General features: G+C 61.7%; 24 protein-coding genes, 1 tRNA gene and 1 pseudogene. 17 read left to right on the forward strand and 9 right to left on the reverse strand.

Annotation, left to right across the window (positions count from 1 at the left end; genetic code table 11):
- Nucleotides 1-347: 347 nt before the first annotated feature.
- Nucleotides 348-1646: an O-acetylhomoserine aminocarboxypropyltransferase/cysteine synthase family protein gene (locus SG26_RS07900; RefSeq protein WP_050037287.1), complete on the forward strand. Its 1299-nt coding sequence runs from the start codon at nucleotides 348-350 to the stop codon at nucleotides 1644-1646.
- Between the two features lie 288 nt (nucleotides 1647-1934).
- Here SG26_RS07900 and serB read toward each other — a convergent pair whose 3' ends face one another.
- From serB to SG26_RS07915, 3 genes are all read right to left on the reverse strand, one after another.
- Nucleotides 1935-2567: a phosphoserine phosphatase SerB gene (serB, locus tag SG26_RS07905; protein ID WP_014039045.1), complete on the reverse strand. Its 633-nt coding sequence runs from the start codon at nucleotides 2565-2567 to the stop codon at nucleotides 1935-1937.
- 234 nt (nucleotides 2568-2801) lie between these two features.
- A complete protein-coding gene (locus SG26_RS07910) occupies nucleotides 2802-4211 on the reverse strand; it encodes an erythromycin esterase family protein (RefSeq protein WP_050037288.1) in 1410 nt (469 codons plus the stop codon).
- 212 nt (nucleotides 4212-4423) lie between these two features.
- Entirely contained in the window at nucleotides 4424-6601 is a 2178-nt protein-coding gene (locus SG26_RS07915; protein ID WP_050037289.1) for an ATP-dependent DNA helicase, read from the reverse strand.
- A 77-nt stretch (nucleotides 6602-6678) separates the two neighbouring features.
- Between SG26_RS07915 and SG26_RS07920 the strand changes: the two genes are divergently transcribed.
- Nucleotides 6679-7431 carry a hypothetical protein gene (locus SG26_RS07920; protein WP_050037290.1) on the forward strand — a complete coding sequence of 251 codons (753 nt, stop codon included), beginning with the start codon at nucleotides 6679-6681 and terminating at the stop codon, nucleotides 7429-7431.
- Here SG26_RS07920 and SG26_RS07925 read toward each other — a convergent pair.
- On the reverse strand, nucleotides 7410-8381 hold the full coding sequence (locus SG26_RS07925) for a cation diffusion facilitator family transporter (protein ID WP_014039049.1): 972 nt from the start codon (nucleotides 8379-8381) through the stop codon (nucleotides 7410-7412). The genes SG26_RS07920 and SG26_RS07925 overlap by 22 nt on opposite strands.
- Before the next feature lie 66 nt (nucleotides 8382-8447).
- On the opposite strand from SG26_RS07925, the gene SG26_RS07930 reads away from it, so the two are divergent.
- Nucleotides 8448-8957, forward strand: a complete 510-nt coding sequence (locus SG26_RS07930) for a metallophosphoesterase (RefSeq protein WP_014039050.1) — start codon at nucleotides 8448-8450, stop codon at nucleotides 8955-8957.
- Between the two features lie 58 nt (nucleotides 8958-9015).
- On the opposite strand, the gene SG26_RS07935 is transcribed toward SG26_RS07930, so the two are convergent.
- Nucleotides 9016-9699, reverse strand: a complete 684-nt coding sequence (locus SG26_RS07935; protein ID WP_050037291.1) for a helix-turn-helix domain-containing protein — start codon at nucleotides 9697-9699, stop codon at nucleotides 9016-9018.
- Between the two features lie 159 nt (nucleotides 9700-9858).
- Between SG26_RS07935 and SG26_RS21935 the strand changes: the two genes are divergently transcribed.
- The 3 genes from SG26_RS21935 (at nucleotide 9859) to SG26_RS07945 (ending at nucleotide 11583) form a co-directional block, all read left to right on the forward strand.
- The gene (locus tag SG26_RS21935) at nucleotides 9859-9984 is read left to right on the forward strand and encodes a hypothetical protein (protein WP_004959992.1); all 126 of its coding nucleotides are present in this window, start codon (nucleotides 9859-9861) and stop codon (nucleotides 9982-9984) included.
- 43 nt (nucleotides 9985-10027) lie between these two features.
- On the forward strand, nucleotides 10028-11119 hold the full coding sequence (locus SG26_RS07940) for an aminopeptidase (protein ID WP_044951539.1): 1092 nt from the start codon (nucleotides 10028-10030) through the stop codon (nucleotides 11117-11119).
- Between the two features lie 89 nt (nucleotides 11120-11208).
- Nucleotides 11209-11583, forward strand: a complete 375-nt coding sequence (locus SG26_RS07945; protein WP_008307173.1) for a YccF domain-containing protein — start codon at nucleotides 11209-11211, stop codon at nucleotides 11581-11583.
- Nucleotides 11584-11586: 3 nt separating this feature from the next.
- On the opposite strand, the gene SG26_RS07950 is transcribed toward SG26_RS07945, so the two are convergent.
- Entirely contained in the window at nucleotides 11587-12102 is a 516-nt protein-coding gene (locus SG26_RS07950) for a CNNM domain-containing protein (protein WP_014039053.1), read from the reverse strand.
- 107 nt (nucleotides 12103-12209) lie between these two features.
- Between SG26_RS07950 and SG26_RS07955 the strand changes: the two genes are divergently transcribed.
- Nucleotides 12210-12530, forward strand: coding sequence for a hypothetical protein (locus SG26_RS07955; protein ID WP_050037292.1), 321 nt, complete (start codon nucleotides 12210-12212; stop codon nucleotides 12528-12530).
- On the opposite strand, the gene SG26_RS07960 is transcribed toward SG26_RS07955, so the two are convergent.
- Both SG26_RS07960 and SG26_RS07965 read right to left on the reverse strand, forming a co-directional pair.
- Nucleotides 12531-13367 (reverse strand): hypothetical protein, encoded by an 837-nt coding sequence (locus SG26_RS07960; RefSeq protein WP_014039055.1) that lies wholly within the window; start codon nucleotides 13365-13367, stop codon nucleotides 12531-12533.
- A gap of 101 nt (nucleotides 13368-13468) precedes the next feature.
- Complete coding sequence (locus SG26_RS07965; protein WP_050037293.1) at nucleotides 13469-14497, reverse strand: radical SAM protein; 1029 nt, start codon at nucleotides 14495-14497, stop codon at nucleotides 13469-13471.
- A gap of 135 nt (nucleotides 14498-14632) precedes the next feature.
- On the opposite strand from SG26_RS07965, the gene SG26_RS07970 reads away from it, so the two are divergent.
- On the forward strand, nucleotides 14633-15973 hold the full coding sequence (locus SG26_RS07970) for an MFS transporter (protein ID WP_050037294.1): 1341 nt from the start codon (nucleotides 14633-14635) through the stop codon (nucleotides 15971-15973).
- A 50-nt stretch (nucleotides 15974-16023) separates the two neighbouring features.
- On the opposite strand, the pseudogene SG26_RS07975 reads toward SG26_RS07970, so the two are convergent.
- A pseudogene (locus SG26_RS07975) lies at nucleotides 16024-16416 on the reverse strand (zinc ribbon domain-containing protein); the annotation flags it as partial.
- Between the two features lie 126 nt (nucleotides 16417-16542).
- Between SG26_RS07975 and SG26_RS07980 the strand changes: the two are divergent.
- From SG26_RS07980 to SG26_RS21105, 9 genes are all read left to right on the forward strand, one after another.
- On the forward strand, nucleotides 16543-17043 hold the full coding sequence (locus tag SG26_RS07980) for a phosphate-starvation-inducible PsiE family protein (protein ID WP_014039058.1): 501 nt from the start codon (nucleotides 16543-16545) through the stop codon (nucleotides 17041-17043).
- A gap of 45 nt (nucleotides 17044-17088) precedes the next feature.
- Nucleotides 17089-18186 (forward strand): DUF373 family protein, encoded by a 1098-nt coding sequence (locus tag SG26_RS07985; protein WP_014039059.1) that lies wholly within the window; start codon nucleotides 17089-17091, stop codon nucleotides 18184-18186.
- Nucleotides 18186-18482 (forward strand): hypothetical protein, encoded by a 297-nt coding sequence (locus SG26_RS07990; protein ID WP_014039060.1) that lies wholly within the window; start codon nucleotides 18186-18188, stop codon nucleotides 18480-18482. Before SG26_RS07985 ends, SG26_RS07990 begins: the two co-directional genes overlap by 1 nt.
- 54 nt (nucleotides 18483-18536) lie before the next feature.
- Nucleotides 18537-18641, forward strand: a tRNA-Arg gene (locus SG26_RS07995).
- A gap of 794 nt (nucleotides 18642-19435) precedes the next feature.
- Nucleotides 19436-21577 carry a hypothetical protein gene (locus tag SG26_RS20725; RefSeq protein WP_175055146.1) on the forward strand — a complete coding sequence of 714 codons (2142 nt, stop codon included), beginning with the start codon at nucleotides 19436-19438 and terminating at the stop codon, nucleotides 21575-21577.
- A 93-nt stretch (nucleotides 21578-21670) separates the two neighbouring features.
- Nucleotides 21671-22000 (forward strand): hypothetical protein, encoded by a 330-nt coding sequence (locus SG26_RS08005; protein WP_050037296.1) that lies wholly within the window; start codon nucleotides 21671-21673, stop codon nucleotides 21998-22000.
- A complete protein-coding gene (locus SG26_RS08010) occupies nucleotides 21997-22395 on the forward strand; it encodes a hypothetical protein (RefSeq protein ID WP_050037297.1) in 399 nt (132 codons plus the stop codon). The genes SG26_RS08005 and SG26_RS08010 overlap by 4 nt, the downstream gene beginning before the upstream one ends.
- Nucleotides 22396-22434: 39 nt before the next feature.
- Nucleotides 22435-24267 carry a hypothetical protein gene (locus SG26_RS21100; protein ID WP_050037298.1) on the forward strand — a complete coding sequence of 611 codons (1833 nt, stop codon included), beginning with the start codon at nucleotides 22435-22437 and terminating at the stop codon, nucleotides 24265-24267.
- On the forward strand, nucleotides 24267-24428 hold the full coding sequence (locus tag SG26_RS21105; protein ID WP_023843035.1) for a hypothetical protein: 162 nt from the start codon (nucleotides 24267-24269) through the stop codon (nucleotides 24426-24428). The genes SG26_RS21100 and SG26_RS21105 overlap by 1 nt, the downstream gene beginning before the upstream one ends.
- The last annotated feature ends 13 nt before the right edge of the window (nucleotides 24429-24441 follow it).

The raw sequence follows: 24441 nt of genomic DNA on the forward strand, positions 1-24441 counted from the left end.
GCGGCGAGCGCTCAACCCCCGTACAAAAACGTGGGCGAAAAAGGCCGGTCGCTCACTGCGTTCGCGACCGGGGAAACCGGTCGCCAGGCGACCGGTATGCTAACCGCCCGGCACGACCGCAGGCCTGCCCTTCCCCGGGTCGCTTCGGGTGCGACAGTTGTCGCACCACTCGCTCCCGGCCGTCCGCCTGTTTGTACGTTGTCTCGACAGCACCGCCCAGATTGTACCCTGTCGACCCATGGCCGAACCTATTCGGCATTAGTGCGAAGAATCACCGGTATCTCGTAGCAGTGGCGGGGCTGACCGGTGTGGCTGTTATTAAGACCCGTCCGGTGGAAGCGGGGTGTATGAGTGACGACCAAGACCACGGATTCGAAACCGACGCGCTGCACGTCGGGCAGGAAGAGCCGGACGCCGAGACCCGCTCGCGCGCGCCACCGCTGTACCAGACAACATCCTACGTCTTCGAGGACGCCGAGGACGCCGCAAAGCAGTTCGCGCTGGAGAAGCCGGGCCACATCTACTCGCGGCTAATGAACCCCACCGTCGGCATGCTACAGGAACGGCTGGCGGCGCTGGAAGGCGGCGTCGGCGCGGTCGCCACCGCCTCCGGCATGGCGTCGCTGAATCTCGCCACCTTCCTGCTCGCAGACGTCGGCGACAACGTCGTCACGGCGTCGTCGCTGTACGGCGGGACCTACACCTACTACACCCACACGGCGCCCCGCAACGGCGTCGAAACCCGGTTCGTCGACACCCTCGACTACGACGCCTACGCCGAGGCCATCGACGAGAACACCGCCTACGTCCACTGTGAGACCATCGGCAACCCGTCGCTCGTCACGCCCGACTTCGAGCGCCTCGCCGAGATCGCCCACGACCACGGCGTCCCCTTCTTTGTCGACAACACCTTCGCGACGCCGTACCTCTGCAACCCAATCGAACACGGGGCCGACCTCGTCTGGAACTCCACGACGAAGTGGATTCACGGCCACGGCACCACCGTCGGCGGCGTTCTCGTCGACGGTGGCTCCTTCCCGTGGGAGGAACACGCCGATAAATACCCCGAAATCGCCGGCGACAACCCCGCGTACCACGGCGTCAACTTCCGGGAGCGGTTCGACGACGCGGCCTTCACCTACGCCGCCATCGCCCGCGGCCTCCGCGACCTGGGCTGCCAGCAGTCACCCTTCGACGCCTGGCAGACGATGCAGGGCCTGGAGACGCTGCCCGCGCGGATGGACCGCCACTGCGACAACGCCATGGGCGTCGCCGAGTTCCTCGCCGACCACCCCGAGGTCTCGTGGGTCACCTACCCCGGCCTCGAAGACCACGAAACGCACGACACCGCCAGCGAGTACCTCGACGGCGGCTACGGCGGCATGATAACGTTCGGCCTCGACGCGGGCTACGATGCCGCCCGAACGACCGTCGAATCGACGGAGATCGCCTCCCTGCTGGCAAACGTCGGCGATGCGAAGACGCTCATCATCCACCCTGCCTCGACCACCCACCAGCAGCTCACTGACGAGGAGAAGGCCGCCGCCGGCGTCACTGATGACATGGTCCGACTCTCCGTCGGCACCGAATCCGTCGAGGATATCAAAGCCGACCTCGACCAGGCTATCGGTCAGGCAACCAACTAACTGAAGATACAGTATTCTGGATCCAATATCTGGACATCCGTACCAAAGTGACGCAAGAATTCACCTGTTCACTAGGTTTATTACGGGAGAGGATAATGTATTCAATGAACCGTCGCCGGTAGCGAGCACGCGTCGGTTCACGCTCAACCATACTCTGTCATTGGTCCGACAACGAACGCTCGCGTCCGTGGGGAGCGTGCCTCTCCCTGCTTCAATCTCTCATCCGATACTGGTCAGCGGCGAGAACGGCTTCAATGCACAATCCGGAGCGCGAGCGCGGAAACTGCGCTACAGGACGTCTTCGGCTTCCAGCAGGTCGTACAGTTCGTCCATCGTCTCGACCGACGTGTCACACGACGGTGCGACGGCCGGTTTCGGGTCGAAGCCGATAGCCAGGTTCGCGACTTCGAGCATCGGCAGGTCGTTAGCTCCGTCCCCGACCGCGACGGTCGTGTCCCGGTCCTCGCCGGTGACAGCGGTCACAACCTCCATCGCATCGTCTTTGGTCCCGGAGATGAGCGGGCCGCGGACCTCACCGGTGAGTTCTCCGTCTGTCATAACCAGCCGATTGGCGACGATAGCGTCGACTTCGACCCCCTCCGTTTCGAGTGCAGCCTCGACGCCGCGCTCGAACCCGCCGGTGAGGATAGCGACGTAGACGCCGGCGTCCCGCAGAGCTTCGATGATCTCTGCCGCGCCGGGGCGCAGGGCGACCTCGTCGAAGGCGTCCTGTGCCTTCTCCTCGGAGAGGCCTTCGAGGAGCGCACACCGCTGGCGGAGACTTTCGGCGTACTCGATTTCGTTGTTCATCGCGCGCTCTGTGATGTCGGCCATGTCCTCGGCCGTCCCGTTCTGGCTTCCCAGCAGGACCGTCATCTCCGAATCGGAGAGCGTCCCGTCGAAGTCGAAAGCGACTAGCATTGCCCGCGAGTTTCGCGTGGAGGGTTTCAAAACATCCGGTTTCGGCTGGTCAGCCGACAACGCCGAGCGGGTCGTCGACGGGCCACAATAGGCTCTCCGTCTCGCCGCCCTTCTCTCACAGCCCCTTCAGATCCTGATTCGGGAGCGACAGCAGTCGTCGCGAATACGGGACATACTGACGCGAACCTGAATCAGCTGTTGCGCCCGGTTCGTAAAACGATGACTTCGCTGTGGCTACGCTGACTCAGAGAACGCTGCGGGCGAGACATCGCGGATGAAAACGATGCCATCCATCAGTTCACCGGGGGGTTCCGGAATCGCCATCGCACCTTTTTCGGGTGCCTTCGGGGCCGTCACCTGCATCTTCGATGTATTCGCGACCGAGCGGTCGATCGAGTCTCGCTCCCGTACGTCTTCGAAATCAAGGAAAAACTGTGGGTGTGACGCCTCCGCCAGCGTCGCTTCCAGCGTCTTGCCGACTGGGCCACCGAGGTCGAACGTCTCGAACTCGGTTCTCTCGTGGTTTGCCGGCACTGCGAACGAACCCGACCCGAACAGCAGCCCGAGCGAGTAGTAGTCCGAGCCAAACCGTTCAGTCAGGTGCTGCCCCATTCGCGCTCCGTCCTCCGACGCGTCCCCGACGTTTCTCATCGTGTGGTTGGCGTTCCCCATCACGATGGCGCGCTCCGAACCCGTCCACTCACGGAGCCACGCGACGTTGTCGGCCATCGCCGCGTCACGGATTGTTTTACCCTGTGTGTACTCCTCGGCGGCGAGTTTCTCCACGAACCGTACCCCTCGTTCGAGCGTCCAGACGTGGCGCTGCATAAGCCGGAACTCGGTCTCCGAACGCTGTTCCACGTAGCGACTCTCGTGGGTCCGCAGCCGCTCTTCGAGATCCTCGATCAGTGCCATCTGGGAATCGGTCGCGACCGTGGAGGGATCGGTCGCCTGAAACCGCGTCGTCAACGGTTCGAGCGAGTCCTCGATCTCCGCCAGATACTCCGAATCCACGCTATCGAGGTACGACCGGATGGCCCTCGCGTTGATGTGATAGAACTGGGCATCGTACCCCCGCACAACAGCCTGGTCCGCACTGGGTCGCCCGTCGTTGAACTCCCGTAGCCACTGGAACAGCCGGCGGATCTCGTCGGTCTGCCAGAAGTAGAATTCGAGTGACGACAGCGCCGCGTCGAGGTCACCCTCCCCGCCAGTAACGTACGCGTTCACGGAAGCGAAGTCCCCGAGCGTCCCTTCTATCGCCACCAGACGGTAGCCGTGGTCGCTGACCAGTCGCTGAACGAGTTGTCGAGGAATTGTTTTGAACTCCTTCACCCCGTGTGAACTCTCTCCGATCCCGACGATAGGCGTCTCAGCGAGTCGGGTGGCGATATCGTCGAGGCCACTGGACGGGGCTGTCGGCTCGAACGGAACTGCTTGGCTATCGATAGCCCTGACGAGGTCGTTTGTCTCTGTTGCTCCGTCACCGGTCGTATTCGCGCCTGTTGTGCTCCCATTAGCGGTCTCAGTCGTTGATTCGGCGGTGTCAATAGAACTCCCGGAACAGCCCGCTAGCGCACTGGCAGTGACTGCGCCGGCCACCGTGACGAACTCGCGACGTGAGATGTCTGTCGTTGGTTTCATCGCGCTCTCTCGGGATGGCCGGTTCAAAACACCGGAGAATAAAGCCACGAGTAGTTTTCCAAACCCTGCAAACGATCCGACGTATCGACAACTTTATGTTTAAAATGATGTCAAATCTAAAATTATCCCGTGATGAACACAGCGACTGGGGCAGACTCCTCTGTCTGAAGCCTGCTGGAGACGGACTCACGGGAAGCCGTCACAGAGCAGTTCTACGGCTTCGGGGGTGGTCCGTCGTAGGCGTCCATGTCCTGATAGAAGTTCAGCATCGCGAACTTGAGCTTCTCGGGGCCGATATCGACCATCTCGCGGCGTTCCTCCGGGGGGAAGGTTCCGCGAACGGCGTAGTCGTGCATCTCCATCTCGGCGGCTTCGGTGTAGCGCTTGTCCAGCAGGATGCGCGCGCCGAAGTCGTCCGGCGAGCGGACCACGCGACCGAGGGCCTGTCTGGTCTTGCGGACGGTCGGAATTTCGACGGCGTAGCGCCAGCCGGCATCGTCCTCGCCATCGCCGAAGGTCGTGTCGTAGGCGTCCTGCACGGCGTCCATGCGGTCGTCGAGATGGGGGTAGGGAACGCCGACGACCACGACCGTCCGGGCGTCGTCGCCGTCGTAGCTCACGCCCTCGCCGAGCGTCCCCCACAGCGAGGTGTAGAGGACGCCGTTGTCGCCGTCGGTAAAGGCCTCTCGGAGGTCACGCGCCTGCGTGCCCGGTTCGTCCAGGTACCGGGTCGCGCTCACGGCGGTCATGTCGTGGTAGCGCTCGGCCTCGCTGTAGGAGGGACAGAACACGAGTGTGTTGCCGGGCGTGAACCGGACAATGTCTTCGAGTGTGCGGGCGATGCGTTGCTGGGTCTGTGGGTCGTCCCGCTCGCTGGAAAACAGCGCGGGGCCGTCGATGGCGTAGGTTCGGCGGCGGTCCTCGGGGAACTGCGCGCCGTAGGCCATCGTCACCGGGTCGTCGACGCCGACGACGTTCTCGGTCACGTCGAAGGGGCGGAGCGTGGCACTCATCAGCACCGCCGCGTGCAGGTCCTCGAACAGGTCGCGGGTGACTTCTTCGGGGATGCAGGTGTACAGCTCCGCGCGGCCGTACACGTCGTCGGTCGACTCGTCGCGGCGGACGCTGACCACGGGGTACTGGCCGGTCTCGTCGGATTCGTCGAGCCAGTCGGCGATGAAGCCGGCGGCCTGCAGGGTCTGGCACTCCTTTCTGGTGTCCAGCTCACCTTCTTTGAATGCCTTCTGGTAGCGCGCGTCGAGGTCTCGACCGAGTTCCAGCGCGCGGTCCAGTTCCTCGTGGAAGCCGGGGCCGGTGTACCCCTGGAGGAAGGCAAGCGTCAGGTCGTCCTTCCGGTCGTCGTTGGCGATGGTGATGTCGTCCCAGTGCTCGTCGACGGCCGCGCGTGCGCCGAACTCGAAGGAGTCCTCGTAGGCCTCGACGAGCGCGTCCCGGAACGTTTCGATGACGTTGGCCGCGGCGTCCGTTCGGGCGTCCTCCTCGCTGTCGAGTTCTTCCAGCGCCTGGTCGAGCGTGTTCTCGGTGAGCGTCCGCCGGGCGTGGTCGCGGGCAGCCGACTCGACGTTGTGGGCCTCGTCGAAGACGGCGATAATGTCTTCGGGGTCGCGGCCGATCCAGTTGAAGAACTGCTCGCGGATGGTCGGGTCCAGCAGGTGGTGGTAGTTACAGACGACGAGGTCGACGCCGTCCATCCCCTCTTTCAGCAGTTCGTAGCCACACAGCCCCTGCTGGTGGGCGTACTCGTACACATCGTCGGGCGTCCGAACGTCGTCGAACAGCCACGCGTAGAACTCGCTGGTGTCGACAGTGAGGTTCCGGTAGTAGTGGTCGCAGGTCGACCGCTCGGTTTCGATCTCCTCGCGCTCGTCTTGCAGGTCCCGGAGCTCCTCGACGACGGCGTTGCGGGCCTCCATCGCCTCGCTGCTTCCCGCCTGGCCGTCCGAGAGGAGTTCCCCCTCGCGCTGTTCGAGCTCGGCGATGTCGCTCTCGACTTCGACCAGGTCACGGGTCGTGTCCCGCAGCGCCTGACACTCCTCGTAGTCCACGTCAATGTGACACATCGACCCTTTTCCTCGGAAGACGACCGCTCGCAGTCGCTCCTGGTCGGTAATCGCTCTGGCGTCCTCGACGAACTGGCGCATCTGCTGATGGACGTTCGTCGTGATGACGACGGTCTTGCCCGTCTCGCGGGCGTGTTCCAGCGCGGGGACCAGCGAGGCGAGCGTCTTGCCGGTCCCGCAGGCCCCTTCGAACAGCACATCCCGGCCCTCGTCGAGGGCGTCGTATATCGTTCCCATCGCCTCCTGCTGATGGTCGTACGGCTCCTCGAAGGGGAAAAACCGCATGTAGCCGTCGTCCGTCGTTGCCACGTACTCTCGATTGGCCGTTCACCGGCAAAAGGGTTCGGCCCCACAGCTACTTGCCGCGAGCGCCCTTCCTGAAACGTATGTGGCGTGTCACGCTCACTGTCGCCATCGCGCTTCTCGCGGGCTGTTCCGGCCTCTTTTCGGCCGGGTCGACAGCGGACGGCGGCGACCCGGTGACGCCAGCGCCCGTCCCCACTCCCTCGCCGGACGCGACAGTGACAGTCCCGACTAGCAACGGAACCGTCGACGTGGGCCGACTACTGGACCGTCACCAGCAGGCGCTTTCGACCCGGAGCTTCCACCGCCACGTCGAACAGGCGGGGCCACAGAACACGCTCGACGTCTGGGTAGACCGTGAGCGAGAGGTCCAGCGCGTCAGACGTCGGTTCGGTCCGATATCGGACGATGTGATCCTCGCCAACGGGACGGTGTACACCAACGTCCGAGACGATCCTGATACGCCGTACGCCACCACGCCCGCGACACCGAACACCTCGCTGGTCACCTCGACAGCCGGGAGTAATCTGCTCCGACAACTCCTGTCGAATACCGAGTATCGGCAGGTGGATTCCGTCCAGTGGAACGGACGACCGGTCGCTGTTCTGGCCGTGACGGATACGGTCGAGACGCCGATTGGCGAGAACGAGTCCGAAATCGGGCGGTCGCGGCTGTACGTCGACCGACAGGGGGTAATCAGATACGTCGAACACACCGAACGTCGACCGGACCGGCCGGACATCGATACGACAGTGACGGTCACGACCGACACCGAGCGCGTCCCGATTCCGTGGTGGCTCGAAGACAGCGACCCCTACGACTCCGGCTCGATGTAGACTTTCCTGATGTCGCCGTTAGTGTCCTGCATCGCTGATTCGAGGGTCGTTATCTCGTCGTCCATCGACTCAGTATCGAGTGCCGGGTCGAACTGTAGGTCCGCGAAGACGATGACCTCGTTCGGCCCGAAGTAGACCGTCCGGAAGCCGATGATCTCCGTCACGTTCTCGTTCTGCATGATGACGTCACGGAGTCGCTGTTCCTCGTCCGTCGGGAGGCTTTCCCCCAGGAGGAGGCGCTTGTTCTCCCAGGCCAGGGCCAGGGCGAAGCCCATCAGCATAATCCCGATGAGCAGCGCGGAGATCCGGTCGAAAAACGGGTTGCCGGTCTGCTGTTCGAGGAACAGGCCGACCAGCGCGATGACGATGCCTGCCAGCGCGATGGTGTCCTCAGTGAGCGCGGTCAGCGTCGTCACGTCGCTGGTCTTGCGGAACGCCTCGCGGTAGCCCGACCAGTCGTTCCGGTCGATCTGGCGTTTCATTTCGGCGCGGGCCTTTATCAGCGCGTACGTCTCGAACACGAACGCGCCGAGGAGGACGGTGTAGTTGACCCACAGCGGGTCCAGCCACGCCGGCGGCTGGAAGGAGATGAATAGGAACTCGACTGCCTCCCCGGCGTGTCCACCGCCGCCGTGCCCGCCGGCGGTCAGTTGGTTGTAGCCGTGTTTCGCGCTCTCCCAGCCGGCGATGCCGAACAGGAACACGGAGACGAGAAAACTGTAGAAGAACTGCGCCTTGCCGTAGCCAAAGGGGTGGCGACGGTCCCGCTCCCGCTCGCTGAACCGAATCCCGATGAGCAAGAACACCTGGTTTCCGGTGTCTGAGATGCTGTGGTACGTTTCCGACAGCATCGCGGCACTCCCGGTAAGGAGGAAGCCGAAGAACTTCAGAATCGCAATCGCGCCGTTGGCTATCAGTGCGGCGATGACGACTGATTTGCTCCCTGCCATTATTTTTCCGTCACATCCATCACGCAAAATGCTTCTGGATTTATACCTGGCTCCGTTACCGGCGGTATGCTCACTGTCATCTCAGATACGCACGGGACGGACGACCATCGACTGTCAGGTCGGACGCTTGATGCTGTCCGCGAGGCCGACCACGTTCTCCACGCGGGCGATTTCATGACCGAGCGGGTCCTCGATGCTATCGACGCCGAATGCGACGAACTGACCGGCGTCGTCGGGAACAACGATAGACCGGCGGTCCGCGCCCGCCTCCCCGACGTTGCGACCGTCTCCTGGGAGGGGCTGACCATCGTCGTTGTCCACGGCCACGAGCACACCGAAACCGCCCTCGGGATGCTGGCTCGGCAGGAAAACGCCGATATCGTCGTCGTCGGACACTCGCACAAACCCGTACTGACTGATTTCGGCGGCTGGACGCTGGTCAACCCGGGCAGTTACGCGGACCCGCGGCGCTATCAGCCGGCCCACGCGGAACTGGATGTGATGGCCGGTGACGTTCGCGTCCGTCTCCGCTCACCGGATGGCACGCCGATATCGACGACTATCGTCGAACGGTGAGACAGTTACACGGTAACTTTCCGTCAAAAGCTCGCGTCACAGTGAACCGAATCGGCGGCTACTGGCGCATGTACCACAGCGCCGCCATGCCTGCAATGACGAACGCGCCGCCGGCGAAGAACGCCAGTCCCGGCGGAATCACAGCAGCGGCGGCTTCAGCGCCGCCCTGTGCGGCGGTGTCGAGCGCACCCGCAGTGGCCTCGAAGCCGCCGTCCGTCACGGTAGCGTTCTCGGCGTAGAGACTCGGATTCCGGGGGTCAGTGTCCGCACTCCCGGAGGACACTGTCGGGCCACCGAACAGCGACCCAAGTCCGCTCCCGAACACCTGCTGGACCAGCAGACTGGCGAAGCCGATGATCGCGAGCCCGCCGATAATGTTCGCTAGCGCCGCCCGCAGCCCCGACGTCTCCTGTTCGTCGCCGGCACAGATAACGAGTGGCTGGTTGGCCGGCGCGAACACGTCCATCTCGCGCCCCTTCTCTGAGTAGGCCGTATCGACGACCTCGACCGCACCGGCGTTTTTGAGTTTTTTCAGGTGATACTGTGCGTTCTGTAGCGACGTATCCACCCGGTCGGCCAGCTCCGACGGCGGTGCTGGCTCCTTGTTTAGCTCTGACAGTAAGTTGCGCGCTGTCTCTGCCGAGAGTGCCGACAGCACGTCGTCCGCATCATCACTGTCGACACCGATTACTCGGGGTTCGGCGTCCGGGGTCGCCGGGTCCCGAGAGGGCAGCAACGACATGACTATCTGTATGTTCTATGGGATTATGAGTCTTTGCCAAAGCACAGTGATCGTTGTAGCTATCGGTCAAACCCGTATTTTACCCTCCGATATCGACCGGTAGACGCCCGAAGCCGGGTCGCCCGAAAGGACTTTGATGTCGGCTCGACAACCGCCGGTATGGCTGACCTGCTCACCTACGCGCTCCTCGCTGCTGTGCTCCTGTTTTTCTTCTTTATGTATCTGATGCTCCGGCGGACCTTCCAGGGATTCAAAGAAGGGTTCCAGCAGAGCAAGAAGAAGTAGCCGGGAGGGTAACGGTTAGGGGCCGTCGGTGGTGCCTATCTGTATGGACCCACGTATTCGCGAACACGCAGAAGTCATCGTCGACCACTCTATCGACCTGAGCGAAGGCGACAACCTCGTTATCGACGCCCACCCGCAGGCTTCGGACCTCGTCACCGCGCTACACGAGTTCGCCGCTGACCGCGGCGCGAACCCGCTCGTTGTGCAGAACCGCCTCGGCGAGCGGTTCCGGCGCGCCTACCTCCGCAACCGGGACGAGTTCGAGACGCCGAGCCACATCGAGGCGCTGTACGAGGAGATGGACGCGTACATCGCTATCAAGGGCAGCGACAACGTCACCGAGACCAGCGATGTCGACCCCGAAACGACAGCCGCCTACCAGCAGTCCCAGCAGCCACTCTTGAACGAGCGGCTCTCGAAGACCTGGTGTCTCACCCAGTACCCCGCGCCCGCGAACGCCCAGCTCGCCCAGACCTCCACAGAGGGGTACGAGAACTTCGTCTGGGACGCCGTCCTCAAAGACTGGGACGCCGTTCGCGAGCACCAGGCACAGATGGTCGAGATACTCGACCCCGCTGAGGAGGTACGCATTGTCTCGGGAGAGACGACCGACGTGACGATGTCTATCGCCGGCAACGAGACGCTCAACGATTACGGCGAGAAGAACCTGCCCGGCGGTGAGGTGTTCACTGCGCCAGTCTCCGACAGCGTCGAGGGCGAGGTGCTGTTCGACAAGCCGCTGTACCATCAGGGCAGGGAAGTGACCGACGTCTTCCTCCGCTTCGAGGACGGCGAAGTCGTCGAGCACAGCGCCGCCAAGAACGAGGACCTCCTGACAGAGGTGTTGTCGACTGATGACGGTGCGAGCCGACTCGGCGAACTGGGTATCGGAATGAACCGGGATATCGACCAGTTCTCCTACAATATGCTGTTCGATGAAAAGATGGGTGACACCGTTCATATGGCGGTAGGGCGAGCCTACGACGAGACGGTTGGCGAGGACAACGAGCAAAACGAATCGGCCGTCCACGTCGACATGATCGTCGACATGAGCGAGGACTCGTTCATCGAAGTCGACGGCGAAGTCGTGCAGCGGAACGGGACGTTCGTCTTCGAAGACGGGTTCGAAGCGTAACGCCGGACCCACACTGTGTGGCTGGCTCGGTTTCTGTCCTCACACACCGGACAGGAAGCTTATGATGCCGGCCGGGGTAGGTTCCAAGTATGAGTGAACAGCGGTCCCTCCTCGTTCGGGCGGTGTGGTTTCTGCTCGTCGGCTGGTGGGTCACTGGCATCTGGCTCTCGGTCGCGTGGCTACTGAACGTCACGATCATCGGCATCCCGCTGGGCATCAAGATGATAAACAGGGTACCGCTCGTGCTGACGCTCAAGCGACGCGACCGACTCGTCACAGAGACCGACGGTGGCTCGCAACACTCGCTGCTCGTCCGCGCGGTCTGGTTCGTCTTCGTCGGCTGGTGGGCCAGCGGCGTCTGGACCGGCGTCGCGTACGCGCTATCGGTGACGATCATCGGTCTCCCGCTGGCGATCTGGATGTACAACAAACTGCCGTTCGTCGTCTCTCTGTACCAGTACTGACGGTCAGTCCAGGTACGGCTTCTCGATGTCGGTTTCGACGGGAATGAGGGCGTTTATGCGACTGGTAATGCCATCGAACAACGTGATAAGCGGGGAGAGCACGCGCTCGACGATCCGGACCGGCGATGCGACAGTCAGTGCCCATTTCTGTGCGTTGCCGAGGCCGAACGCCTTCGGCACGATCTCGCCGAAGATCAGGATGAGGAAGCTGGTGACGACCGTGGTTGCAACGACCGCCGGTCCCGGGGAGAGATAGCTCGCGACGAGGACAGTGATGATGCTCGAAATCGCGATGTTGACGATGTTGTTGCCGACTAGCAGCGTCACCAACAGGCGGTGTGGGTTGTCGTACAGTTCCTCCAGCACCTTGGCCTGTCGGTCGCCCGTCGCCGCCTGTTGTGCTATCCAGTCCTTCTGTAGCGAGAACACCGCGATTTCCGAGCTCGAAAAGAACGCGCTCAACCCGAGGAGCAAGACCACGGCGAGCCCGCCACCGATTGCCACGATAGGGTCACTCACAGCCTGTCTTCAGCGAGACGGGACAAGAAGGCGTCGACGCGGCCTGACGGCCCGCAAGCCGACGGATGCGGCGAAGGATACTCGACGTTCCAGCCCATTGTTACCGTATGTCGCTCGGCCAGGTGGAACTGGCGTTGCGCGTCATCGCTGGCCTGTTCGTTATCGTCGCGCCGACGCTGCTGTTTCTGGGGCTCTGGTGTGGCCTCGAAGCGATGCGTGACGACGAGCTCATCCAGCAGGTCCACCAGCGCGCCGAGATGCGGGACCAGTCGCCTACCAGAGCCGACTGGCCAGTCGACACGCTCACCGACGACGAGGCGTCACCGCTGTCGGAGACCAATATGTCGGTCGTGACCTGTGGCACCTGCGGTACGCCGAACATGCAAGACGCCTCCTACTGTCAGGAGTGTCTCACAGAACTGGAGTAGTCAGTCTAATCTGTCGCTTTCGCCGACCTGAATCGCTATCGTCGGCTCGGGCCGCTCGGCGCTACAGTCGATGTCCCGCTCGATGGCGTACGTTTTTGGCTCCGTCCGGTTCGGGTCAATCGGCAACTCGGCGGTGACGGCGTAGGACTTCGTCGTCGAAGCGCCGATGGTGTCCTCGTCCCACTGGATATCGGTGTCTACGTACACGCTGTCCTGCGGGTGGTCTGTCGGCCCGACCAGACAGCCCGAAAGCGAGGGGAGGTCTAGCGCTCGCAGGAACGGTGACGGGTTCGATGCGGTAACGGCTCCGATTTCCGCCTCGATGTACGGGTACCTGTCCGGGGTCTCCGGCTCCGGGACCGACACGGTGACGGACTCGTTTGTCTGCACATCGTAGGTCACCCCGCCACTGAGCGCGTCGGCTCCCACGAGCACCCCGCTCACGACGAGCAGGCCGCCGAGCGCGACCGTCGCCGTTCGGCGCGACGGTGTCGGAATCCCTGCCCGGAGCGCGTAGCCGAGCCCGACGAACAGTCCCGCCGACGCGGCGAGCAACAGGAACGTGCCAGTTTCACCCGGCGAATACCGAACAACGACGTAGCCGGCGAACACGACGTAGGTCACGCCACTGAGAGCGAAGGCTACGACGTCAAGCACGTCCCGTTCGAGGGCCACGCCCGCAACGAACAGCGCAACAAAGCCCAGCAACAGCAGCGCCGCTTTCACCGTTATCGAGAGATCAAACACGACGTCCCGGACGAAATACAGGAGCGCCGCCGCGGCGAACAGAATACCGAGTGCGTACAGGAGTTTCCCGCTGTCGATAGCCAGGCGCATGGAGGGTCACCGGCATTTCTCTTAGCTGATAGATAAAGCCACGGCTGGACAGCACAGGCCTGTGTGATGCAGAAACCGGACAGAAAAACAGAACCCTGGTCTCAGTCGTCAGCCGTTGCCCGTCCAGCGTCAGCACCGTTGGACAGCGGCGTCCGCTCGACGACCGTCCCGTCGTAGGTCGGGTACTGCTCGACGATTTCGCCCTTCTCGACGTCACCTTCCTCGACCATCTCCTCCAGCAGCCACCAGGCGAGTTCGACGTGCTCGGATTTGACGGTGTAGTACTCTTCGGGGACGCCGAGGGTTTCAAGCCGAGCCTCGGAGGTCCACGCCTTCCCGTAGACGAGCGTCCCGTCGTCGGTCACGTCGTCGAACGGCCGGCGGATGTTGCGGGCCATCCGCTTGAGCCGCGAGCGGTGCTGGGCGGCGTCTTTGAACACGCTCGTACAGAAGTACACCTTCTCGTGGTCGCCCATCTTCTCCAGGATGTCGTGGGACCCCTCGACGGCGCTCATGTGGTCCTCTTTCAGTTCGAAGCCCTCCTCCTGCATCCGGCGGTAGTTCCCGTCGGACATCTCGAACTCGTTGATGTTACAGAAGTCGGCCGCGCCCTCGTCGAGGAACTCGAGGAACTCCTCCTCGGCGCGGATACCGGGAATCTCGAAGGCGGGTGTCAGCCCCTCCTCGCGGGCGATGTAGAGGATGTCCTCCCACTCGGTCCCGTGGAGGTCGCCCCACTGCTCTAGAGGCGGGTGGAAGCGGATCTCGTCGAGGCCGGCTTCCGAGAGGCGGCGCATGTTCTCGCGGCCGCCGGGGATACCGGTGTAGAGGTGCGTGTGGTGGTCCTCGCCGAATTCGTCTTTCAGCAGTTCCAGATAGTGACAGGTCCGGTCAAGTACTTCCTGGGGTTCGCCGCCCGTGATGGAAGTCCCCAGCGCGCTCATGCGCTTGGCCTCCTCGATGACGTCCGAGTCGTCCTCGACGGGACGCTCGTTGGCGTACATCTGGGTGACGTTCTTGCGGTTTTCCCCGAGGGGACAGTAGAAGCAGTCTCGCTGGTCGCAGTAGCCGTAGACGAACAGCACCATCTTGCCGCCTTTGGCGCACTGTTCGCAGCCCTCGGAAATCATTGTCTCTAGCCACCGCTCCCAGCGGGAAAAAGCGTGCGCATCGGGCCTGGCGTGGGACGGGACGGCATGGACGTGGTCCGAACGGTGCGCACGTTCCCCAGCGCCCTTATCCGGCTTCCCGACGCAGAGGGTTGTATGACAGACACCGGGACCGGAATCACCGGGTCCCGCCGCCGTCGCGGCCTCGCGGTCGTCTTCTTCGTCGTCTTTCTGGACCTGCTGGGCTTCGGCATCATCATCCCCATCCTCCCGTACTACACGCGTACGTTCCCGGGCGGGACGGAGTTCGTCATCGGACTGCTTGCGGCTTCGTACTCCGCGATGCAGTTCGTCTTCGCGCCGCTGCTTGGCTCGCTGTCGGACCGCGTCGGCCGCCGCCCGGTGCTGGTGGTATCGCTGTGTGGGTCCGTCGTCGCGTGGACTGTGTTCGGGCTGGCCGACGCGCTGTGGCTCCTGTTTCTGTCCCGGATGCTGGCCGGCGCGATGGGCGGCAACCTCTCGACGGCGCAGGCCTACGTCGCCGACGTGACGCCGCCGGAGCGCCGGGCCGCCGCCTTGGGTTTCATCGGGGCCGCGTTCGGCCTCGGGTTCATCTTCGGCCCCGGCATCGGCGCGGTGTTGAGCTTCGACGCCACGGTCGCCGCCGTCGCCGGTCTCTTGCCGGCGGCTGTGCCCATCTCTCGGTTCTCGATCCCGAGCTTCGCCGCCGCGGCCGCTAGTCTTGCCGGTGTGTTCGTCGCACTGTTCTTTCTCCCTGAGTCCAGAACCGCGTCCACCTCGACCACGATAGAGCGCACGTCGGGAATCACCCAGCTCCGGACGGCAGTCGCGACCCCAGGCCTCCGGCCGCTGCTCGCGGCCTTCTTCCTCGTCTCGTTTGCCTTCTCCGGGGTTCAGGTGATGTTCGTCCCCTACGTCGCCGACATCTACGGCTACACGGCCGCCCAGAGCGCGCTCCTGTTGACATATATCGGCGTCGTCGCGGTCATCACGCAGGGTGTCCTCGTCGGCCGCCTCTCGGCCCGCTACAGCCCGGTCCGGCTCTCGCTGTTCGGGACCGGGCTGCTTGTCGTCGGCGTCGGCGCGATCCCGGCTTCGCGGGCCATCGGCTCGGTTCTTCCCGACCTGACCGCGCTTGTCCCGTTTCTTACTGCTGACCTGCTTGGCTTGCTTCTCGTGCTGACAGTGCTGCCGCTCGGCAACGGCATCCTCTCGGTGACGCTGACAGCGCTGGTCTCCCAGCAGGCCAGCGCGGCCCTCCAGGGAAGCGCTTTCGGCATCACGCAGGGCGCTGGCAGTCTCGCCCGGACCGTCGGCCCGCCGGTCATGGGGGGACTGTACTTCGCCGTCGGCTACTGGTCGCCCTTCGTCGTCGGGAGCGTACTGTTGCTCCCGGTCCTGTGGCTCGTCGCCAGGCTGGGCACACCCCCGGAATCATTCGAGCCGCGGCCGGCGGACCCGGGCCACGCTAGATAGGGACTGCTGTCAACGACTCTACCCTACTTCGCTCACCTTGACGGGTTCGCTCATTGAGGGTGGGGTTTGTCCGTGGACTCTGCCTCGAACCCGTCAGGGTACGGGGTGTATCCCCGACTTGGCGTCACTGTCCCGGACTTCAGGGCGTATTGACTGACGCCCCTCCCACGCGAGGACTGTTGCTCGCGTCGGAGATACACATCTGCCACGTTCTTGGCAGCGTTGTAGTCAGCGTGATTCTGATTCCCACACTTCTGGCACTCGAACGTATCGCGTGACGGGCGATTCTCGTCGTGGATGAACCCACACTCGGCGCACCGCTTGCTCGTGTTCTTTGGATTCGTCGTATCCACGAACAACCTTTCGGCTTCGGCCTTGTACTCGACGTACTCGCACAGTCGGTCGAACGCCCACTCCGAGTGCCACGCTGCTTCGGACAACCTCTGAACATGATGATCGTTTCCTCCCCATCCTACTGCGCTACTCACTCGCTCCGCTCGTTGCGTTGCTCCTTGAGGACGGGGACTCCACTGGATAAAGTTGAATCGGCTGGGGCCCCTCTCGTCCGTATGGATGACGAGGAGTCCGACCCCGTGGGCGGGCCACTGCCGGCAGCGGAGTCGTTCGACGACAGGGTGCTTGGGGTCAGCGAGTCGCTCATCCGATACGTCGAGGTCGTCGCAGCGCTGGTGCTGGTCCTGCTCTTTGCCATCGGCGTCTTCGACCTGACCCTCCAGATATTCCAAAGCGCGCTCCGCGGCGACATCACCGATCCGCTGGTCGTCGTCGGCTTCATCGACACGGCCCTGCTCCTCTTTATTATCGTCGAGGTGTACCAGACCGTCGTTGCGTACACGCAGGAAAGCGAGACGCGCCGCATCGTCCGTCTGGTGATCTACACGGGTGTCATCGCGATGGTCCGGAAGGCTATCATCTTCCGCACCGGTGAGTACAGCTCCGAACAGGCCGCGCTCACCGCCGCAGCGGCGTACACGCTCATCATTCTGGGGCTCGCCGCGCTGTTGCTCGTCGAGCGGCGGACCCGGGGGACGCTGCCTGAATCAGGGTGAGGCGGTCCCGAAAGAAGTTAAACACAGACGGCGTAGCGCCGGTAGATGCTGCTGGTGCTGTGTATCGACCTCGACGACGACCTCGGCCGTAAGACCGGCATCGAGACGCCAGTCATCGGGCGCGATGCCGTCGTAGATGCAGCGGTGGCGCTGGCCTCGAACGACCCGGAGGACTCCGACGTGAACGTCCTCTTCGAGGGCGTCCACATCTACGACGACATCACCGACGAACCGGTCGAAGTCGCGGCCGTCACCGGTGTCGACGGGAGCGACGTGGCCGCCAACCGGGCGGTCGGCGAGGAGGTCGATACCGTTCTCGCGTCGCTGGCGGCCAGCGAGGACGTGCGGGCGCTCATCGTCACCGACGGCGCACAGGACGAATCGGTGGTCCCTGTCATCCGCTCGCGGGTCCGTATCGACGGCGTCCGCCGCGTCGTCGTCCGCCAGGCCCAGAACCTCGAATCGATGTACTACACCATCAAGCAGGTGCTCGACGATCCGGAGACCCGCGGCACAATTCTGGTCCCGCTTGGCATACTCCTGCTCATCTACCCGCTGACAATCGCCATCGAGGCGCTGGGCTACCCCGGCTCCGCGCTTGGTGTCATTTCCGGCCTGCTTGGGCTCTACATCCTCGCCCGGGGCCTCGGCGCTGAGAAGATACTGGACGAAGCGGTCGAGCGGACGACGTCCGGACTGTACGCCGGGCGCGTGACGATCATCACCTACGTCGTCGCGGCCGCGCTGCTCGCTATCGGCGGCGTCAGCGGCGTTCAGGAACTCGAACGCCAGACCGACCCCGACGCTCTGGAAGTCATCGCGTCGCTGGTTTCGGGAGCGATCCAGTGGTTCGCCGCCGCCGGCATCACCTCCAGCCTCGGCCGCGTGACCGACGAGTACCTCGACGGGAGCTTCCGCTGGCGGTATCTCAACGCCCCCTTCTACGTCCTGTCGATTGCCGCCGTGTTGCACGCCGTCAGCGCCTTCTTCCTCGGGATTCGGGATCTGGAGTACCTTGCGGTGATGCTCACCGGCGGGACCCTGCTTGGTCTGGTCAGCACGCTGGCCTTCGCCGTCGCGGAGGCCCGCTTCGACCACCCCGAACAGCACAATCAAGGCCCCGGCGGTCCCTCGTCCGAGTGATGTACGTCTCCCGTGCCGTCGAGAGCCTGCGTGCGGACCCAATCGAAGGCGAGCCTGTCGAGTTGCTTCTCGAAACGGCTGAGGATGCTGACCCCGACCGTGTCGCCGCGGCCGTGGCGGCCGCCGGCGCGACCGTCGAGCGCCACCTCCAGTTCGACGACCTGCTGGTCTCGACCACGCAGGACGAAATCGACGCCCTCTGTGAGCTGGACGGGCTGACCGCGATTCAGACCGGGAACGTCAACGCCATTACGACGGCTGATGACGTCGAAGAAGACCTCGACCACGGTGACTGACCGGCGATCGCGTTCCGCATTTCTTTTGTCACTACCGGAAGTACACGACAGCGAGGGCACGTAGCTCAGTCCGGATAGAGCGTCGGACTTCTATCTCCGCTGGCGCTGCCATCGGGGGAAGATATCCGACGGTCGTGGGTTCGAATCCCACCGTGCCCGTCCCGAAATCGTCGGTTTCGAACTTCTACGCTCAAATACCGATATATCACGGTTCAGGTCGTCTCTCGACCGCTTACAATTCTCAGCTGAGACTCGTTTTTCGGACTTCGTTCAGCAGTTGAACGGCCCCCTCCGCCTGCTGTCGATTTCCATTGTTCCGGGACGTGAACGGGGTGATGATTCTTGAGTTCCCCCGCTCCTGAGGACTGGCCGTTCCCTCCAAACGAGTTCGTTCGTGCGTCCCGTCTCATAGAGGCAACCGACGACGAAGTTCGTCGAGCTATCGAGCAGATCGAGGACGGTGGTTCTCGATGACCGACTGGGTTTTCGTCGACGAGCTATGTTTCGAGTTAGTCTCTGTTGCGCCGAGCGGTGATACCACGGCATCAGCAATCACACTAACTGAGGCTCACCGACACACTCGAGATGAGGTCTCAGCTGCAATCCTCGATCTCGAAGGAGGTGGTCAGCCGTGACCTCCTGGTCGGAGTACGTTCACTACGCCTGCGATGACTGCGGAGCGATCTGTATCAATCACACCGATACAGACGCTGCTCGGTTCGACCTCTGCTATTCCTGCTTCAATGACATTCCTGAAGCAGTCCTAAACTCCGCCACAAGCGAGCGAGCGGAGGGAGCGGCCCCCTCACATGGGGGTCCGACCGACCGAGAGAGCGCACGCCCCCGAGCGGAGCGACGGGGGCAATCCCAACGCGAAAGCCCGGCCGAAGGCCCGGAACGTGGGGATGCTGTGCGGTCGCTGTCGAACGCTGTCGATTCTTCTGCCAAGTTCGATGAGTGAGGGGCAACCAGCGGCCAGCGACTCTCGGCAAACCAATCAGAATAAGTGTGAAACCGCCGGGAAAGACGCTGAAGCCCAAACTTCTGAATCCGACGAACTTGACCTACCAAGTACTGACGACGTTCTCTGGTCGTTCATCGAGGAGTGTCCCAATCTCGTGGATGTTCCTGTTGCATTCGAGGACGGAACTCCGATCCGAGAGGACTACACTGATTTTTCTACCGAGACCTGGGATTCCGACATTCTCTACTACTGTGGACGCTGTGAGTCGTTTTTCATGCCCGCTACGCAAGACCCAGCAGGTCATGTTTCTGAATCTCATGGCGACGAGATTGACCGACTTTCCCTTTCACCTGCTGATGCAGCTGACTCTTGGGTAGTTCGCAAATCTGTTTCAGGTGAACGAGTTACCGAAATCGAAGGTGTCCCGTGGGCTGTCGCAGTCGAGAACCTACTTGAATCCCATGAACGGACCCGTCAGACAACAATTAACCTCCAATACGGTTGGCCTCGTGATCCCGAATACACGAAATTCAGTTTCTCGGCGTCTGATCGGTGGTCTCCCGATTATCAGCGCGAATTTTATGCACAGTGCCAGGGTTGGCTCCGCGAACTTACCGGTGGTTCACGCCCGTCGGGTGGCGAAACTGAAGCCACGTTCGATAATCCCTCCGTCGCGTTCCTGACTCGTTCGGCTTCCTCTGTCCCTGATGGAACTCGGATTGGTCCTGTCGATCATGCAAATAGGGTCCGTGAGCCATGGCGCGAAGTCTACCAGAAGCTTCGATACGTACTCGACAAGCTCGGTTTCGAGAACAATGAATGGCAGTTCTGGCGCGTTTTAGAGCCACATCCAGGCAGCGGCCAAAACCAGTGCTACGCTCACGAACACTCGATCATTGTCGTCGACGGCAAAATTTCACAGTCTGATTTCGCTCCTGTTATGGAAACCCACGTTTCCGCCACCGAGGGTGCTGGACGTGATGCACACACGAATACTCCGTGTCCCGAACACGCGGATACAGCACCGAACCCGTGGGACGCCGCCGAAGGTGCGTGTGATGACTGCGACACGCCTGTTTCAGTACGTGATCCTGAATCGGTCGAGAACCTCGCGGCCTACGTTGCGGATTACGCTTCTATCGATCCGCTTGACCTGTTCGAACGATCTCCCTACTACATCGCTTGGGCAGCTGCAATGACCGCCGGAAACATCCGAACCGTTTCCCGGTCTGATTCGGCTCGATGGGCGGCTATCGCTGATCGCTGTCGACAGCGGCACGAATCGCCACACTCGGATCTGGAAGGTCAACACGGCGACCGTCTCACTGTTTCCGAGAAAGGGTCTAACACTATCGAGTGCGCTGAATGTGGCTCACCGCATGGTATCGACCAATCTCAGACACTCACAAACCACCGGGTTGATACCTCTCCTGCCGAGTCGTCTGAAATCGTTCCCGACGGTGGCTCGACCGAGCTATGGGACGACTGGGTTGACGCCTGGCGTGCCTGTGAACAGACAACGGCTGATCGGCAGTGCTACCACCCTGATGGGTCGAATCAGTGCCCTCTTTGCGCGGAATATCAGGGTGCTGTAGACGCAACCGTTCCGATACCTGATGACACCTATATCCCTGATGATGCGTTCGAGAACAAGGCTGTCGAATACGTCGAACGGATTGAGCAGAAAGCCCGCCGATACCCGAACGTCGGTGTCGCTGGCTTGCTTGGAATGCTTCAGTCGGAACTACCCGACAAGCATGGTGAAGCACTAATTCGTGGCGTGCTGGCTGGCTTCGACCGTCCCGACTTGGATGATCCGGAACACCGCCCTGATTGGTTGAATCATGAGCGCGTTCCGGAGTGGCGCGTACATTCTATCGAGATTGATGGCGAACTCCACTCGGCCAGCTCCGGTAACGGTGTCACAATGACCGAGATCACGACCGACGTTGAGAGCTGGGACGACTCGAATCAACTTTCAGAAAACCAAACTGGTTTCCAGAATCCACGAATTAATGATAGTTGTCTGTCCTGTGACTCTGGACGCTATCAGTACGAACGGCAAATCACCGATAAGTCTCTATCACTATTCGAGTGTGATTCGTGTGGCGATACTATTCGTGTTTCTTGATCTGCAACTCACCGTATTCTTTGTATTTAAAACTTCACCAGATTCCATCTGGTTCTCCTCTTTTAACTAGTATCTAGTATTTCTGAATGTAGCATGGCTACCAACGAAGCCCCGTCGTTCGATGACCTCGATTCTGTTGAGGTCTCCGACGACGACAACTCGAACGGATGGATTGACCTCGAACCAGGCGAAGAAGTGACCGGCGTCATTACTGCGTTCAACCCGCTGGCGAGCTACAACGGTGTGGCCGAAATCGATGGTCGTCCGATTCGGCTCAACCAGACGATGCGTCGACAGATCATCGCTGGCCTTATCGAAGGTGCGAAGATCGGCGTTCGCAAGTCCGAAGAAACGGAGTCGTTCGAAAACGAGGACGGTGAAGAACAGGAGTACAATCCGCGTGAGGTGCGGGTGAAGCGATGAGCTACCAGCGACGCCTGAGCGACGTGGCCGGAGACTACATGAATATGCGTTCGCTGCCAGCGATGCTCTCGGTAGCGTTCGTGGCGGCAAGTCTCTACCAGTTTGGTGGCATCACAACGGTCGAACTCCCGTGGCTGTCGTACACGCTGACGACCCAGCACTCGCTGCTCGTGTCGCTCGGCACGTACGCAGCGGGATTCGCTTCGAGCGAATCCAAACGCTTCGAGTACTACGGACTCTGGGAGCAAATTGCGATTGTCATAGGCCCGCTCGTCATCCTCGGCAACGAGTTCGTCCCGCAAGTGAACGACTTCCTCCTCAGTCTGGGCGACCCGCTCGGGATGCAGCTGGCGTTCTTCGCTACGGTCGTCTCCTGGGGAGTCGCTGTTCAGTAAACCGATGACACGACGCTATTCTTTCGGAGGTGAACTACGATGAGTCGCGCACGCTCGATCTTGCTAGCTAGCCTGCTCGTCCTGTCGGCAGTCGTTACTGGTGTCGGCCCTGCGCTGGCACAGTCGACAACGGACACCTACGCTCAGGAATTCACAACTGGTCCGCACAAGGTCGAAATCGACCTCTCGAATGTCACCACCGAGACGACGATCTCCGTGATTACTTCCGGGTCACCTGCTGGTGATAACGTCACGATCATGAAGAAGAGTGTTTCAGCCAGCACATCATCAGCACACTTCCGCAACGCTGGTGCGTATGAGACTTTCACCGTTCAGGTCGAAGGTGCTGACGCTGAACCCGGCTTCTCGAAAGGCGGCGTCACTGCTGCATGGACGCCCGGAGATTCCGGAAAGTTCCTCGGAGACACTGGTGGTGACGCCGATTTCAACTACGAACTAAACGAGCAGATCGGTGAATCGGTAATGCCTCAGGTCGTCCAACTCGACCGGACTGGACTGCCGGGCAGTACGAAGGTCGATACCAGTGAAACGGATGCTGCACAGACCAAGGTGGACATCTACCAGTCCGCACAGAACAGTAACGCGGCATCTGAAGGCTTCCACACTACGCTGGACAACTACCTGTCGGATACGAAAACGCAGGCTCGCATCATCGGCAAAAATGCCTACATCAAGGCGCTGAACAGCGGTGCCAGTAAATCCGCCGCCAAGACTGAAGCGAAGCAGGCTGTCGCAGACTACTACGCGACCAAGCAGGTCAACCTCATGAACCAGTACGAGGTCGAGGCCCAGAACTACGATTACCTGCACTCCGTCGCTGCAAACGAGTCAAACATCGCCTCCACACTAGACGGGAACCAAGATACGTTCGTCGGCACGTCCCACACTCACCCGTACGGAGATGGTGGTACTATCGAGTACCAAGGCCTGAACTCGGTTAGCTACACCCTCACGAACGGTAGCAGCCACACGTATCCGGCTCCGAAGGTATTCGTTGATGCCGGTTACGATAGCGGTGACAACATCAATCCCACGCTGACCGCTCACACAGCCCCGAGTTCTGTTGAGTCGTCCGCTGGCTCTGGTCGCTCCAGTGTTCATCTTGAATCGCTGATGATCCGTGCGCCTAACGACAACTATCAGAACCTCAAGATCGTTCGCTGGCAGGAGTTCAACAGGCTGAACTCCGATATCCAAAGCCAGAACAGTGAGGTCCAAGCCGACATGGATACGCTGGCCGAAAACACGTATAGCGCGTACCAAGCTGGCGAAATCAACAACAGCGATCTCGTTGACCCTTACGTGCTGTCGAACCAGCAATCTGCGGGTGAAGACTTCCAGGGCTGGGCCGCCGCACAGCTCACCCTACTCGGCACGAACTCTCCGGAGAACTTCGATCAGATCGGGAGCTTCAACGTCACTACTGAATCCGGTACGCAGTACGAGGGTGTGCTGTTCTCTCAAGAAAATCCAGCCAGCGGTCAGTTCGAGAATGGGACGACCTACAACACGTCTAACATTGGCGGCACGCAGTACGTCGTTACCTCGGATCGCATTGTCGAGTTGGATGGTGAGTTTACTATCGACAGTATCTCCACACAGGACGGCCAGACCGTCCAGAACGTCACTATCCAGAAAACCACCTACGAGACGACTAACGTAACCGAACTCAAGCAACAGTACGAGGATCTGGCACGGAAGCGAGCGGAGATCGAGGCGCGTGAACAGAACCTTCGTGGCTCGGCTGGCGGTGGCCTGCTCGGAGGTTCGTCATCGTCACTCGTGCTGGTACTGATTGGCGTTGGCGCACTCTACGCCGTGAGCCAGCGGCGAACGGGAGGTAACAACTGATGGTCTACTGGCTGGCTCTCAAGCTCGTTCCTCGGGACCTGTGGCTCGTCATAGTCGCACTCGCCGCGCTGCAACTCTCGGGAACCGTCGACGTGATCGGGCCAGCCATTGATTTGGTGTCGTCTTGGCTCCCGGAACCGTCGCTCGACTGGCTCTGGTGACAAACTCGGATTT

Source organism: Haloarcula sp. CBA1115 (assembly GCF_000827835.1).
GTDB classification, from domain to species: Archaea; Halobacteriota; Halobacteria; order Halobacteriales; family Haloarculaceae; genus Haloarcula; species Haloarcula hispanica.

What these genes read in the sequence shown, in the direction of transcription:
- SG26_RS07935 (WP_050037291.1), bottom strand. Translation starts at nt 9,699, where the DNA reads ATGTCGTTGCTGCCCTCTCGGGACCCGGCGACCCCGGACGCCGAACCC.
- SG26_RS07990 (WP_014039060.1), top strand. Translation starts at nt 18,186, where the DNA reads ATGTACGTCTCCCGTGCCGTCGAGAGCCTGCGTGCGGACCCAATCGAA.
- SG26_RS07960 (WP_014039055.1), bottom strand. Translation starts at nt 13,367, where the DNA reads ATGCGCCTGGCTATCGACAGCGGGAAACTCCTGTACGCACTCGGTATT.
- SG26_RS07910 (WP_050037288.1), bottom strand. Translation starts at nt 4,211, where the DNA reads ATGAAACCAACGACAGACATCTCACGTCGCGAGTTCGTCACGGTGGCC.
- SG26_RS07965 (WP_050037293.1), bottom strand. Translation starts at nt 14,497, where the DNA reads ATGATTTCCGAGGGCTGCGAACAGTGCGCCAAAGGCGGCAAGATGGTG.
- SG26_RS21100 (WP_050037298.1), top strand. Translation starts at nt 22,435, where the DNA reads ATGAGTCGCGCACGCTCGATCTTGCTAGCTAGCCTGCTCGTCCTGTCG.
- SG26_RS07930 (WP_014039050.1), top strand. Translation starts at nt 8,448, where the DNA reads ATGCTCACTGTCATCTCAGATACGCACGGGACGGACGACCATCGACTG.
- SG26_RS07980 (WP_014039058.1), top strand. Translation starts at nt 16,543, where the DNA reads ATGGATGACGAGGAGTCCGACCCCGTGGGCGGGCCACTGCCGGCAGCG.
- SG26_RS08005 (WP_050037296.1), top strand. Translation starts at nt 21,671, where the DNA reads ATGGCTACCAACGAAGCCCCGTCGTTCGATGACCTCGATTCTGTTGAG.
- SG26_RS07925 (WP_014039049.1), bottom strand. Translation starts at nt 8,381, where the DNA reads ATGGCAGGGAGCAAATCAGTCGTCATCGCCGCACTGATAGCCAACGGC.
- serB (WP_014039045.1), bottom strand. Translation starts at nt 2,567, where the DNA reads ATGCTAGTCGCTTTCGACTTCGACGGGACGCTCTCCGATTCGGAGATG.
- SG26_RS07940 (WP_044951539.1), top strand. Translation starts at nt 10,028, where the DNA reads ATGGACCCACGTATTCGCGAACACGCAGAAGTCATCGTCGACCACTCT.
- SG26_RS21105 (WP_023843035.1), top strand. Translation starts at nt 24,267, where the DNA reads ATGGTCTACTGGCTGGCTCTCAAGCTCGTTCCTCGGGACCTGTGGCTC.
- SG26_RS21935 (WP_004959992.1), top strand. Translation starts at nt 9,859, where the DNA reads ATGGCTGACCTGCTCACCTACGCGCTCCTCGCTGCTGTGCTCCTGTTT.
- SG26_RS07955 (WP_050037292.1), top strand. Translation starts at nt 12,210, where the DNA reads ATGTCGCTCGGCCAGGTGGAACTGGCGTTGCGCGTCATCGCTGGCCTG.
- SG26_RS07920 (WP_050037290.1), top strand. Translation starts at nt 6,679, where the DNA reads ATGTGGCGTGTCACGCTCACTGTCGCCATCGCGCTTCTCGCGGGCTGT.
- SG26_RS07970 (WP_050037294.1), top strand. Translation starts at nt 14,633, where the DNA reads ATGACAGACACCGGGACCGGAATCACCGGGTCCCGCCGCCGTCGCGGC.
- SG26_RS07945 (WP_008307173.1), top strand. Translation starts at nt 11,209, where the DNA reads ATGAGTGAACAGCGGTCCCTCCTCGTTCGGGCGGTGTGGTTTCTGCTC.
- SG26_RS20725 (WP_175055146.1), top strand. Translation starts at nt 19,436, where the DNA reads ATGAGTGAGGGGCAACCAGCGGCCAGCGACTCTCGGCAAACCAATCAG.
- SG26_RS07900 (WP_050037287.1), top strand. Translation starts at nt 348, where the DNA reads ATGAGTGACGACCAAGACCACGGATTCGAAACCGACGCGCTGCACGTC.
- SG26_RS07985 (WP_014039059.1), top strand. Translation starts at nt 17,089, where the DNA reads ATGCTGCTGGTGCTGTGTATCGACCTCGACGACGACCTCGGCCGTAAG.
- SG26_RS08010 (WP_050037297.1), top strand. Translation starts at nt 21,997, where the DNA reads ATGAGCTACCAGCGACGCCTGAGCGACGTGGCCGGAGACTACATGAAT.